This window comes from Microbacterium sp. PF5 (assembly GCF_004794315.1).
Lineage (GTDB): Bacteria > Actinomycetota > Actinomycetes > Actinomycetales > Microbacteriaceae > Microbacterium > Microbacterium sufflavum.
In genome coordinates this window covers 18,395-30,748 of sequence record NZ_SSDQ01000071.1, presented here as the reverse complement: position 1 = coordinate 30,748, position 12,354 = coordinate 18,395, and the positions used below count along the sequence as shown (strand labels likewise).

Sequence of the window (12,354 nt, the reverse complement as noted above, 5' to 3'; positions counted from 1 at the left end):
CTCACAGGTCCCAAACGGTGTCATCCGCCCCGACACACCTGATCCCCGTCGAGTCTGCGGGAGCGGGTGCCGTTGGTGGGCCCTCATCATCGGCGCTTCCATCGCGCCTAAACTGTTGACGATGCTTCAGCGCGGTCAGCGCTCATCGCAACAATCCGATTCTACAGGTTCCGCCTGGCGGACGGGCCGCGCGCCACGTCGCCGACGAGCCGGAGGACTCATGCCCGAGACGACCATCACCACCCCTCCGACGACTCGGACGACCCCCGTTCCGCGATCCCGCGGGTGGGCGAAGGCGCTGACCGTCTTCGCGTGGCTCTCGTTCGTCAGCGAGACGATCATCATCGGCACCGGCGGCGCGGTGCGTCTGACCGGCTCCGGCCTCGGCTGTTCCGACTGGCCGCTGTGCACGCCCGAGTCGCTCGTGCCCATCCTCGAAGTGCAGGGGGTGCACGGCATCATCGAGTTCGGCAACCGCCTGATGACGGGCGTCGTCGGCATCATCGCGCTCACCGTCGTGCTGCTCGTCCTGTACACGGTGAACGGGCGTCGCGCGGTCACGAAGGCGCTGTGGTTCGCGCTCGGCGGCATCGTCGCGGCCGGCATCGCCTTCGCGATCGCCTTCCCCTTCCACTTCCCCGCCTCGCCGATCGCTTCCGGCGTGCTGCTGCTCGCCGTCATCGCGGCCGCCGTCCACTCCGTCCGCACCACGGCCACGCGTCGCGACCTCGTGCTCCTGGCGTGGCTCGTGCTGATCGGTGTGGTGGCTCAGGCCCTCGTCGGAGGCATCACGGTCCTGACCGGGCTGAACCCCTTCATCGTGGGCTTCCACTACACCTCGTCGTTGCTTCTCGTATGCGTCACGGCCGCGTTCCTCGTGCGCCTCAAGACCGCACCGGGGCCCCGCGAACGCGCCGTGCCGAGCTGGTTCGCGATCGTCACGCATGTGACAGGACTCGCGCTCGCGGTGACGATCCTGTTCGGCGTCCTCACCACCGGCTCCGGGCCGCACTCGGGTGATGCGGACGTGCTGCGCCACGGCTTCGACGCGACCGTCCTCGCGCACGTGCACTCCTGGCCCGGCTACGTGCTGGCCGCCCTGGTGCTGTTCCTCACGATCACCGCCTGGGCACTCCGCCTGGAGCCCCGCCGCTGGCTGCTCGTGCTCGTGCTCGCGATCCTGGTGCAGGTCGGCGTCGGGGTGTGGCAGGCGCGCGAGGGGCTGCCGCCGATCCTGGTCGGCATCCACATGGTGCTCGCCTCGCTGTCGGCCGCGACGTACACCGTGGTCGTGCTGCACCTGAAGCGCCCGGTGCGGACGGACGTCGCGGCCGAGGAACCCGCCCCGGCGCTCACCGGGCGCTGAGCCGCACAGACGATCCATAGCGTGCGCACCGGGGCCTCATCAGGGCATCGGTCAGCCTGGTCGGCATGCACAGAACACTGACCAGAAGCATCGGATTCTGGATTCTCCTCATCGTGTCCCTCGCCGCGATCGGCGTCGGCGGATGGCTCATCGCCGGCCAGATCGGCACCATGACGAGCACCCTGCTCGATGGCACGGCCACGGGGGTGGAGGTCTACGTCGGCAGTCGCTCGTGGTGGTCGGAGCCGCGGTGCTCGGCGCCGGCCTGATCGGCCTGCTCCTCGCCCTCGGCCTCGTGGCGGCGCGGGCACTCGTCCCGGCCGTGCCCGTCGCGCTCGACGCCGGAATGGATGAGCCGTCCCCCAACGAGGTCATCGCCGCGACCGGGTCCGCGACCGATCAGGATGCGACGGCGACCACGGACGCCGCCAACACGCCGGCGGACGACGCGTCAGCGTCCGCGGCGTCGGAGGACGCTGCGGATCAGAACGGCAGCAGCGGGTCGACCGCGACGGCCACGAAGATCAGCGTCAAGTAGGTGATCGAGGCGTGGAAGACTCGCATCGGCCGCGCCTCGGTCCCCCGCACCGCCTGGTTGTACAGGCGGTGCGACTCGTAGATGAACCAGCCGCCGAAGACCAGCGCGGACACCGTGTAGACGAGACCCATGTTCGCGATCGGCACCAGCAGCAGCGAGCACGCGACGGTCGCCCACGCGTAGAGGATCACCTGGAGGCCGACCTGCGAGGCGTTGCGCGTGACGCCGAGCATCGGGACGTCGACGTCCTCGTAGTCGTCCTTGTACTTCATCGACAGCGGCCAGTAGTGCGGCGGCGTCCACAGGAAGACCAGCAGGAACAGGATGAACGCCGGCCAGTCGAGAGAGCCCGTGACGGCCGACCAGCCGATGAGCACGGGGAAGCAGCCCGCGATGCCGCCCCAGATGATGTTCTGCTCGGTGCGGCGCTTGAGGATCATCGTGTAGATCACGACGTAGAAGAAGATGGCCGAGGCCGAGAGCACTGCGGTGAGCCAGTTGGTGGTGAACCAGAGCCAGACGGTGGACACGATCGCGAGAGTCCAGGAGAAGATCAGCGCGCCGCGCGGGCTCACCTCGCCCGTGACCAGCGGACGGTTCTCCGTGCGGTGCATGTGCGCGTCGATGTCGCGGTCGAGATACATGTTGAAGGCCCCGGCCGAGCCGGCGCTCATGGATCCGCCGATGACGGTCGCGAGGACCAGCCAGAGGTTCGGGAGACCGCCCTGGGCGAGGAACATCACCGGGACGGTCGAGACGAGGAGGAGTTCGAGGACTCGGGGCTTCGTCAGCGTCACGTAAGCGCTCACCGTGCGACCGATGGACGACTTCCGTACGGTCTGATCAGACATCGTCGAGATCTCGATCGCCTCCTCCGCGCGCGTTACGGGACAACCTCTCCAGTGTATGACACGCGATGACGCCTTCCGTGCCCCCCGGCCACCGATCGGATCCACCGTCACCGCTATGCTGAAGGCACTCGCGCGCCCGATGCTGCGCACACCCCCACCCGTCCTCGAGGCGGTGCGGAATGCGCCAGGGAAGTTGCGGATGCGCCAAGGAATACGGGCGCCCTCGAAACTGTCGGAAAGGGCATGAACGTGTCGGAATTGCAGTGGGACGAGATCGATCGACGCGCGGTGGACACCGCCCGGATCCTGGCGGCCGATGCGGTCGAGAAGGTCGGCAACGGCCACCCCGGCACGGCGATGAGCCTGGCTCCCGCGGCGTATCTGCTGTACCAGCGCGTCCTGCGGCACGACCCCGCCGACACCGACTGGCTCGGCCGCGACCGGTTCATCCTCTCCGTCGGACACTCGTCCCTCACGCAGTACGTGCAGCTCTACCTCGGCGGCTTCGGCCTGGAGCTCGATGACCTCAAGGCGCTGCGCACGTGGGGATCGAAGACCCCCGGCCACCCCGAGTACGGACACACGAAGGGCGTGGAGATCACGACGGGTCCGCTCGGGCAGGGCCTCGCCTCCGCCGTGGGCTTCGCGTACGCCGCCCGCTACGAGCGTGGGCTGTTCGATCCGGAGGCCGCGGCGGGCACGAGCCCGTTCGACCACTTCGTCTACGTGATCGCCGGTGACGGCGACCTGCAGGAGGGCGTGACCAGCGAGGCCTCGTCGCTCGCGGGCCACCAGCAGCTGGGCAACCTCATCGCGATCTACGACTCCAACCAGATCTCCATCGAGGACGACACCAACGTCGCGTTCACGGAGGATGTCGCCGCCCGCTACGCCTCCTACGGCTGGCACGTGCAGACGGTCGACTGGAAGAAGACGGGCGAGTACGTCGAAGACGTCGCCGAGCTCTACGCCGCCATCGAGGCCGCGAAGGGCGAGTCCGACAAGCCCTCGCTCATCATCCTCAAGACCATCATCGGCTGGCCCTCGCCCGGCAAGCAGAACACCGGCAAGATCCACGGCTCCGCCCTCGGCGCGGACGAGCTCGCCGCGACCAAGAAGGTCCTCGGGTTCGACCCGGAGCAGACGTTCGTGGTGGCCGACGACGTGATCGCCCACACGCGCGGCCTGGCCGAGCGCGCGGCCGAGGAGCGCGCCGCCTGGCAGAAGTCGTTCGACGCCTGGGCCGAGGCGAACCCGGAGCGCAAGGCGCTGCTCGACCGCGTCGAGGCCCGCGAGCTCCCCGCCGACATCGCCGACGCGCTGCCCGTGTTCGAGGCCGGCAAGGACGTCTCGACCCGCGCCGCGTCCGGCCAGGTCATCAACGCCCTCGCCGCACAGCTGCCCGAGCTCTGGGGCGGGTCCGCCGACCTCGCCGAGTCCAACCTCACCACGATCAAGGACGCGGCGTCGTTCATCCCCGAGGAGTGGTCGACGCACGAGTGGTCGGGCACCCCCTACGGCCGCGTGCTGCACTTCGGCATCCGCGAGCACGCGATGGGCGCGATCGTGAACGGCATCGTGCTGCACGGGCCGACGCGCGCGTTCGGCGGCACCTTCCTCATCTTCAGCGACTACATGCGCCCCTCGGTGCGTCTGGCCGCTCTGATGAACGTGCCGAGCATCTTCGTCTGGACGCACGACTCCGTCGCCCTCGGTGAGGACGGACCCACCCACCAGCCCATCGAGCAGCTCGCCACGCTGCGCGCGATCCCGAACCTCGCCGTCGTGCGCCCCGCCGACGCGAACGAGACCGCCGCCGTCTGGCTGGAGATCCTCCGCCGCCACGAGGGCCCCGCCGGCATCGCCCTGACGCGACAGAACATCCCGGTGTTCGAGCGCGGCGACGGCGAGGCCTCCGGCGACACCTTCGCCTCCGCCGCTCAGGCCGTCAAGGGCGCGTACGTGCTCGCCGAGGCCCCGAACGGCACGCCCGACGTCATCATCGTCGCCACCGGATCCGAGGTCCAGCTCGCGGTGAACGCCCGCGCGGCCCTCGCCGAGGAGGGCGTGAACGTGCGCGTCGTCTCGGCCCCGTCGCTCGAGTGGTTCGCGGAGCAGGACGAGGCGTACCGCGAGAGCGTGCTGCCGTCGTCGGTCACGGCGCGGGTGTCGGTCGAGGCCGGCTCCGTGCTCACGTGGCGCGGCATCGTCGGCGACCGCGGTCGTTCGGTCGGCATCGACCACTTCGGCGCCTCCGCCGACTACAAGACCCTCTTCGAGAAGTTCGGCATCACCACCGAGGCCGTCGTCGCGGCCGCCCGCGAGACCATCAAGGAGAACGCATGAGCACCCCCACCGCACAGCTCGCCGAGGCCGGCGTCAGCATCTGGCTCGACGACCTCTCGCGCACCCGCATCTCCTCCGGTAACCTCGCGGAGCTGATCTCGTCGCGCAACGTCGTCGGCGTCACCACGAACCCGACGATCTTCGCCAACGCGATCACCGACAAGAACGACACGTCGTACGACGCGCAGGTCACCGAGCTCGCCGCGTCCGGCGCCTCGGCGGAGGAGGCCGTGTTCGCGGCCACCACGCAGGATGTGGGTGCCGCGCTCGACATCTTCCGCCCGGTGTGGGAGCAGTCCGGTCACGTGGACGGCCGCGTGTCCATCGAGGTCTCCCCCGACCTCGCGCATGACACCGACGGCACCGTCGCGCAGGCGAAGGAGCTGTGGGCGAAGATCGACCGCCCGAACCTGCTCGTGAAGATCCCGGCGACCAAGGCCGGCCTCCCGGCGATCACCGAGGCGATCGCGCACGGCATCAGCGTCAACGTGACCCTGATCTTCAGCCTGGAGCGGTACGCCGAGGTCATCGACGCCTACCTGACGGGCCTGGAGCGCGCGAAGGACGCCGGTGTCGACCTGTCGACCGTCCACTCCGTCGCGTCGTTCTTCGTCTCCCGCGTGGACACCGAGACCGACAAGCGCCTCACCGCGATCGGGACCGACGCCGCCGAGGCCCTCAAGAGCAAGGCCGGCCTGGCCAACGCCCGCCTGGCCTACGAGCTGTTCGAGCAGAGCTTCGAGACCGACCGGGCGAAGGCCCTCCTCGCGGCGGGGGCGAACGCCCAGCGTCCGCTCTGGGCGTCGACCGGCGTGAAGGACCCTGCGCTGCCCGACACCCTCTATGTCACCGAGCTCGTCGCCCCCGGCGTCGTCAACACCATGCCGGAGAAGACCCTCGAGGCCACCTTCGACCACGGCGTCGTCACCGGCGACACCATCACCGGCGGCTACGACGAGGCCCGTCAGGTCTTCGCCGGGCTGGAAGAGGTCGGCATCGACTTCACCGACGTCACCCAGGTGCTCGAGGACGAGGGCGTCGCCAAGTTCATCGATTCGTGGCACGACCTGCTCACCCAGGTCGCCGAAGCACTGGAGGCACAGCGATGACCTTCGCGATCCACGCCTCGGGCGCCGCGCGCGCAGCGATCGAGGAGACCGTCCCGAGCCTCGTCCACGACCTGGTCGCCTCGCGCATCACGAGCGGCGACGCCACGCTGTGGGGTCCGGCGGCCGAGGCCGAGGCCTCGATCCGGCTCGGGTGGGTCGAGGCGGTCTCCGTCTCCCGGCCGCTCGTCGCCGAGATCGTCGCCCTGCGCGAGGAGCTCGCCGCGAAGGGAGTCACGCGCGTCGTGCTCGCCGGCATGGGCGGATCGTCGCTCGCGCCCGAGGTGATCGCGCAGACCTCGGGGGTCCCCCTCACGATCCTCGACTCCACGGCGCCCGGCCAGGTGCTGGCCGCGCTCGACGAGGGCCTCGCCGAGACCGTGCTCGTGGTGTCGTCGAAGTCCGGGTCCACGGTCGAGACCGACTCGCAGCGTCGCACGTTCGAGGCGGCGTTCCGCGACCTCGGCATCGACCCGACCGAGCGCATCGTCGTCGTCACCGACCCGGGCTCGCCGCTCGACGCCTCCGCGCGCGAGGCCGGGTACCGCGTGTTCAACGCCGACCCGAACGTGGGCGGCCGCTACTCCGCGCTGACCGCGTTCGGCCTGGTGCCGTCCGGCCTCGCGGGCGTCGATATCGACGAGCTGCTGAACGAGGCCGAGGCCTCGCTGCTCGAGGTCGCCGTCGACTCCGCCGAGAACCCGGCCCTGCGCCTTGGCGCGGCCATCGCCGCAACCACCCCGCGCCGCGACAAGCTGGGTCTGATCACGGACGGCACCCACATCAAGGGCCTGCCCGACTGGATCGAGCAGCTCATCGCCGAGTCCACGGGCAAGGAGGGAACCGGCATCCTCCCGGTCGTGCTGCTCCCCGTCTCCCCCGAGCTCGACCCCGTGCCCGCCGACCTGCAGATCGTGCGACTGGTCGACGACGCGAACGAGTTCCACCTGCACGAGCGCCACGAAGGTGAGATCCTCGTCAGCGGCACGCTCGGCGCGCAGTTCATCGTCTGGGAGTACGCCACCGCCATCGCCGGGCACCTGCTCGGCATCAACCCGTTCGACCAGCCCGACGTCGAGTCGGCGAAGGTGGCCGCGCGCGGCCTCCTCGACGCCCGACCCGAGCCCACCGCCCCCGCGTTCGTGGAGAACGGCGTCGAGGTGCGCGTGTCGGACCCGGCTCTCGCGGCCTCCGGCACGGTCGAGGGCGTGCTCGACGCGCTGTGGGCGCAGCTGCCCGCCGACGGCTACGTGTCGATCCAGGCGTACGTCAACCGTCTCGAGGTGCCGCAGCTGCAGGGCCTGCGCGAGCTGATCGCGGCCGACTCCGGTCGTCCGACCACGTTCGGCTGGGGCCCGCGCTTCCTCCACTCGACCGGCCAGTACCACAAGGGCGGCCCGGCGCAGGGGGTGTTCCTGCAGATCCTGGAGCGCACGGACGTCGACCTGGAGATCCCCGATCGTCCGTTCACGTTCGGTCAGCTCATCCAGGCGCAGGCCGCCGGCGACGCGGGCGTGCTCGCGGAGCACGGGCGTCCCGTCGTCTCGCTGACGATCACGGAGTCGTCCGACGACGTGCTCACCCTCTTCGAAGCCGCACAGAAGTAACAGCAGGAGAAGCCCCCACCGATGACTGTTCCCCTCTCGCGCGGGCACAACCCGCTGCGCGACCCCGACGATCGCCGGCTCAATCGGATCGCGGGGCCCAGCGCCCTCGTGATCTTCGGCGTCACGGGAGACCTGTCGCGCAAGAAACTCATGCCCGCGGTGTACGACCTCGCCAACCGCGGCCTGCTGCCCCCCGGGTTCGCTCTGGTCGGGTTCGCCCGACGCGACTGGGAGGACCAGGACTTCGCGCAGGTCGTGTACGACGCGGTGAAGGAGCACGCCAGGACGCCGTTCCGCGAGGAGACCTGGGCGCAGCTGTTGCAGGGCATCCGCTTCGTGTCCGGCGAGTTCGACAACCCGGACTCCTTCCGCAAGCTCAGGGAGACCGTCGAGCGTCTCGACGTGGAACGCGGCACGATGGGCAACCACGCGTTCTACCTGTCGATCCCGCCGAAGGACTTCCCGCTGGTGGCGAAGCAGCTCAAGGACTCCGGGCTCGTCGGGCAGGACGCCGACGACGACGAGCGGTGGCGGCGTGTGGTCATCGAGAAGCCGTTCGGGCACGACCTCGAGTCAGCCCGCGCGCTGAACGCGGCGCTGGAGGTCGCGTTCCCCGCCGACTCGATCTTCCGCATCGACCACTACCTCGGCAAGGAGACGGTCCAGAACATCCTGGCGCTGCGCTTCGCCAATGAGCTGTACGAGCCGATCTGGAACCGCAACTACGTGGACCACGTGCAGATCACGATGGCCGAGGACATCGGCGTCGGGGGACGCGCGGGGTACTACGACGGCATCGGGGCGGCCCGTGACGTGATCCAGAACCACCTCCTGCAGTTGCTGGCGCTCACCGCGATGGAGGAGCCGATCAGCCTGTCGGCGGAGCATCTGCGCGCCGAGAAGGAGAAGGTGCTCGCCGCCGTGCACGTGCCGGAGGACCTGTCGCTCGCGACGGCCCGCGGGCAGTACGCCGGTGGCTGGCAGGGCGGCGAGAAGGTGACCGGCTTCCTCGACGAGGAGGGCATGAACCCCGAGTCCACGACCGAGACCTACGCGGCCATCAAGCTGGAGATCGACACGCGACGCTGGGCGGGCGTGCCGTTCTACCTGCGCACCGGCAAGCGCCTCGGCCGTCGCGTGACCGAGATCGCCGTCGTGTTCAACCGGGCACCGCAGCACCTCTTCGGCCGGGGCAACGCCTCCGAGCTCGGACAGAACGCGCTCGTCATCCGCGTGCAGCCCGATGAGGGTGTCACGATCCGGTTCGGCTCGAAGGTCCCCGGCACAGGCTCGAACGTGCGCGACGTCACGATGGACTTCGGCTACGGCCACGCCTTCACGGAGGCGAGCCCGGAGGCGTACGAGCGGCTCATCCTGGACGTGCTGCTCGGAGACCCGCCGCTCTTCCCGCGGCACGAGGAGGTCGAGCTCTCCTGGAAGATCCTCGACCCGGTGGAGAAGTACTGGGCGGCCCAAGGCGGCCCGGTGGAGCAGTACGCTCCGGGATCGTGGGGCCCGGCGTCCGCCGACGACCTGCTGGCCCGCGACGGACGAGTCTGGAGACGCCCGTGATCATCGACCTTCCCGACACGACCGTCAGCCAGGTCGCGAAGCAGCTCGTCAAGGTGCGCGAGGAGGGCGGCGCGGTCGCCCTCGGACGCGTGCTGACGCTCGTCATCTCCGCGCGCAACGGAGTCGCGGAGGCCGCGATCGACGCGGCCAACGACGCCTCGCGTGAGCACCCGATGCGCGTGATCGTGCTCACGACCGGAGACGGCGAGTCCCGCCTGGACGCACAGATCCGTGTGGGCGGAGACGCCGGAGCCAGCGAGGTCGTGGTGCTGCACGCCTACGGCGACGCCGCCAGCAACGAGGAGAGCCTGATCACCGGGCTCCTGCTCCCCGACGCACCCGTCGTGGCGTGGTGGCCGGAGGAGGCTCCGGCGTCGCCGTCGTCCTCCCCGCTCGGCCGCATCGCGCAGCGCCGGATCACCGACGCCGCGACCTCGCCCGATGTGCGCGACCGGCTCGCGCTGCTCGGCCGCACGCACGCGCCCGGCGACACCGACCTCGCGTGGACGCGGCTCACGCACTGGCGCGAGCAGCTGGCCGCCGTGCTGGATCAGCCGCCGTACGAGACCATCACCGCCGTCGAGGTGCGCGGGGCCGCCGCCTCCCCCTCCACGGCTCTGCTCGCCGCGTGGCTGCAGATGGCGCTGGACGTGCCGGTGCGGTGGTCGTACGAGAGCCCGGAGGAGTGGCAGGAGGGCATCAAGTCCGTGCGTCTGACGCGTGAGTCCGGTGACATCCTGCTGGAGCGTCCCTCGCCCGGCATCGCCGTGCTCACGCAGCCGGACCAGCCCAACCACGACCTCCACCTGCCGCGGCGCACGCTGCGCGAGTGCCTCGCCGAGGAGCTGCGCAGATTGGATCCAGATCTCCTGTACGGTCGAGTCATCACGGATGGCTGGGAGAAGCTCGGTCCGCCCGAGACGGGAGAGTGACACCGATGTCGGAATCGTCCGCAGAGAAGCGGGTCGTGGTCGAGGCCACCCCGACAGCCCTCGCCCTCCGGGTCGCCGATCGTTTCCTCACCCGCGTCAAGGCGCGCACCAGGAACGGTCGCGTCGCCCACATCGCCCTCACCGGCGGTTCCATGGGCGGGGCCGTGCTCCGTGCGGTCGCCGACAACCCGCGCGCGGCGGACATCGACTGGTCGCTCGTGCACTTCTGGTGGGGCGACGAGCGCTTCGTTCCCCGCGACGACTCGGACCGCAACGCGCTCCAGTCCCGCAACGCCCTGCTCGACCACATCCCGGTGCCCGAGGAGAACATCCACGAGGCCGCGGCGTCCGACAGCGGTCTGAACCTCGACGAGGCCGCTGCCGCGTACGCGGCGGAACTCGCCCGGTTCGGCACGGACGACCACCCCTGGCCGTCCTTCGCGGTGTGCTTCCTGGGCGTCGGTCCCGACGGCCACATCGCCTCGCTGTTCCCGGATCGCGAGGAAGTGACGGTCACGGACGCCGCCGCGCTGCCGGTGCGCGATTCCCCCAAACCCCCGCCGGAGCGGATCACGCTCACGCGTCCGGTCCTGAACTCGTCCAAGCGGGCCTGGCTCGTGCTGACGGGAGCGGACAAGGCCTCCGCGCTGGGCCTCGCACTGGCGGGCGCGAGCTACACGAGCGTGCCGGCGGCCGGTGCCAAGGGGCGCAAGCGCACGGTGTACTTCGTCGACGAGGCCGCAGCGTCCGAGGTGTCGCCCGACCTCATCGATCAGACCTACTGAGCCGGTCCTCCGGCCGCGGTCGCGCGCCCGCTCGTCCTCGGGGACGGGCGGGCGTCTGCGTGCGTCGCGTCGAACCGAGGACGAGGCTACGGGGCGTCGGGGCGCGTGCGCGCCTCGGGGTCGTCGCCAGAGCGCGGCGCTTCAGCGGCGGACGTCTCCTCGACGGCAGACGCCGCGTCGCGCATCGGTGACGGCGGTGCGGCGGCTGCGGCATCGTCCGCGTGCGTCGGAGCCGAGCTGCCCCGGGTGATGCCGAGCTCCTGGCTGTCGCTGAGCACCTGCGGGTGGTAGCGCGCGAGGCCCACGACACCCCACACGGCGATGCCCCCGGCGATCGCGAAGATGATGAGCACCCACCACGGCGCGGCGGCCGCCTCGCCCAACACGACCATGCCGATGAGCACCGCCACGAGCGGGTCGACGACCGTGAGTCCGGCGATCACGAGGTCGGGGGGTCCCGAGCTGTAGGCGGTCTGCACGAAGTACGCGCCCACGGCCGCGGCCGACACCAGGGCAAGCACGCAGACGGCGGTGATCCATTCGAACTGGCCCGCCTCGATGCGCTTGATGACGACCTTCGCGAGCGTCGCCACGAAGCCGTACAGGATGCCGGCCCCGATCACGTAGAACAGCGCGCGCATGCGGTGACGCAGGATCAGCCAGCACGCACCGAGCACGATGATGACGACGAGCAGGAGGGCGAGGATCACGAACAGTTCGCGGTCGGTGACGTCCTGCTCCGTCGCGAAGATCGCCGCGAAGAACACGAACAGGAAGATGCCGCCGACGCACGCCACGATCGCCGTGAGCGACTGCCTGGTCGGGGAATGCCCGGAGATCCGCGCGTTGAGGAGCGTCGTGATGACCAGGGCGATCGCGCCGAGCGGCTGCACGACGATCAGTGGCGCCTGCACGAGGGCTGCGAGCTGGCAGACGATCGCGAGGCCGAGCATCAGCGTGCCGATGATCCAGGACGGGCGCGTGAGCAGACCCTTGATTTGGGCGAACGTGAGCCCGGAGGTGCCGGTGGAGCCGCTCAGCCGCTCGACCTTCTCCACCCCGCGGTGCTGGTACTGCGCGCCGAGCGACATGAAGACGGCACCGGCCAGGGCGAGAGGGATGCCGAGAAGGATCCCCGGGTTCTGGAAGGCACCGACGAGCTGGTCGCCGACGTCTTCGGCCATCCCCATCCACACCCCTGCGCTCACACTACGACCCTACCCGGAGAGTCTCGCGGACTAGGGTTGTGAC

The 12,354-nt window shown here is 70.1% G+C and carries 11 protein-coding genes; 9 read left to right on the top strand and 2 right to left on the bottom strand.

All coding sequences use genetic code 11. The annotated features are described in order from the left end of the window. The first annotated feature begins 220 nt into the window (after positions 1-220). The 3 genes from DW297_RS05430 (at position 221) to DW297_RS19200 (ending at position 1,904) form a co-directional block, all read left to right on the top strand. Positions 221-1,366 carry a COX15/CtaA family protein gene (locus tag DW297_RS05430; protein WP_136030159.1) on the top strand — a complete coding sequence of 382 codons (1,146 nt, stop codon included), beginning with the start codon at positions 221-223 and terminating at the stop codon, positions 1,364-1,366. Between the two features lie 65 nt (positions 1,367-1,431). Continuing rightward, positions 1,432-1,635, top strand: coding sequence for a hypothetical protein (locus tag DW297_RS05425; RefSeq protein ID WP_240744529.1), 204 nt, complete (start codon positions 1,432-1,434; stop codon positions 1,633-1,635). Further along, positions 1,599-1,904: a hypothetical protein gene (locus DW297_RS19200; protein ID WP_240744528.1), complete on the top strand. Its 306-nt coding sequence runs from the start codon at positions 1,599-1,601 to the stop codon at positions 1,902-1,904. Before DW297_RS05425 ends, DW297_RS19200 begins: the two co-directional genes overlap by 37 nt. On the opposite strand, the gene DW297_RS05415 is transcribed toward DW297_RS19200, so the two are convergent. Further along, positions 1,850-2,755, bottom strand: coding sequence for a heme o synthase (locus tag DW297_RS05415; RefSeq protein WP_136030155.1), 906 nt, complete (start codon positions 2,753-2,755; stop codon positions 1,850-1,852). The genes DW297_RS19200 and DW297_RS05415 overlap by 55 nt on opposite strands. 249 nt (positions 2,756-3,004) lie before the next feature. Here DW297_RS05415 and tkt point away from each other — a divergent pair, with 249 nt between their 5' ends. The 6 genes from tkt to pgl are packed head-to-tail and all read left to right on the top strand — an operon-like array spanning position 3,005 to position 11,103. Further along, complete coding sequence (gene tkt / locus DW297_RS05410) at positions 3,005-5,101, top strand: transketolase (RefSeq protein WP_136030258.1); 2,097 nt, start codon at positions 3,005-3,007, stop codon at positions 5,099-5,101. After that, complete coding sequence (gene tal, locus DW297_RS05405; protein ID WP_136030153.1) at positions 5,098-6,210, top strand: transaldolase; 1,113 nt, start codon at positions 5,098-5,100, stop codon at positions 6,208-6,210. The genes tkt and tal overlap by 4 nt, the downstream gene beginning before the upstream one ends. Continuing rightward, a complete protein-coding gene (locus tag DW297_RS05400; RefSeq protein ID WP_136030151.1) occupies positions 6,207-7,814 on the top strand; it encodes a glucose-6-phosphate isomerase in 1,608 nt (535 codons plus the stop codon). The genes tal and DW297_RS05400 overlap by 4 nt, the downstream gene beginning before the upstream one ends. A gap of 21 nt (positions 7,815-7,835) precedes the next feature. After that, entirely contained in the window at positions 7,836-9,386 is a 1,551-nt protein-coding gene (gene zwf, locus DW297_RS05395; protein WP_136030150.1) for a glucose-6-phosphate dehydrogenase, read from the top strand. Further along, the gene (locus DW297_RS05390; protein ID WP_136030148.1) at positions 9,383-10,318 is read left to right on the top strand and encodes a glucose-6-phosphate dehydrogenase assembly protein OpcA; all 936 of its coding nucleotides are present in this window, start codon (positions 9,383-9,385) and stop codon (positions 10,316-10,318) included. Before zwf ends, DW297_RS05390 begins: the two co-directional genes overlap by 4 nt. A gap of 5 nt (positions 10,319-10,323) precedes the next feature. Then, positions 10,324-11,103 (top strand): 6-phosphogluconolactonase, encoded by a 780-nt coding sequence (pgl, locus tag DW297_RS05385; protein WP_168442802.1) that lies wholly within the window; start codon positions 10,324-10,326, stop codon positions 11,101-11,103. Positions 11,104-11,189: 86 nt separating this feature from the next. Here the strand turns inward: pgl and DW297_RS05380 are convergent, their stop codons facing one another. After that, the gene (locus DW297_RS05380) at positions 11,190-12,293 is read right to left on the bottom strand and encodes a DMT family transporter (RefSeq protein ID WP_308194377.1); all 1,104 of its coding nucleotides are present in this window, start codon (positions 12,291-12,293) and stop codon (positions 11,190-11,192) included. Positions 12,294-12,354 lie beyond the last annotated feature (61 nt).

Bases quoted from the DNA above. Each gene is read 5' to 3' on its own strand.
- tal (WP_136030153.1), top strand. From the start codon at position 5,098: ATGAGCACCCCCACCGCACAGCTCGCCGAGGCCGGCGTCAGCATCTGG.
- DW297_RS05400 (WP_136030151.1), top strand. From the start codon at position 6,207: ATGACCTTCGCGATCCACGCCTCGGGCGCCGCGCGCGCAGCGATCGAG.
- DW297_RS05380 (WP_308194377.1), bottom strand. From the start codon at position 12,293: ATGGGGATGGCCGAAGACGTCGGCGACCAGCTCGTCGGTGCCTTCCAG.
- DW297_RS05430 (WP_136030159.1), top strand. From the start codon at position 221: ATGCCCGAGACGACCATCACCACCCCTCCGACGACTCGGACGACCCCC.
- DW297_RS05415 (WP_136030155.1), bottom strand. From the start codon at position 2,755: ATGTCTGATCAGACCGTACGGAAGTCGTCCATCGGTCGCACGGTGAGC.
- pgl (WP_168442802.1), top strand. From the start codon at position 10,324: ATGTCGGAATCGTCCGCAGAGAAGCGGGTCGTGGTCGAGGCCACCCCG.
- zwf (WP_136030150.1), top strand. From the start codon at position 7,836: ATGACTGTTCCCCTCTCGCGCGGGCACAACCCGCTGCGCGACCCCGAC.
- DW297_RS05425 (WP_240744529.1), top strand. From the start codon at position 1,432: ATGCACAGAACACTGACCAGAAGCATCGGATTCTGGATTCTCCTCATC.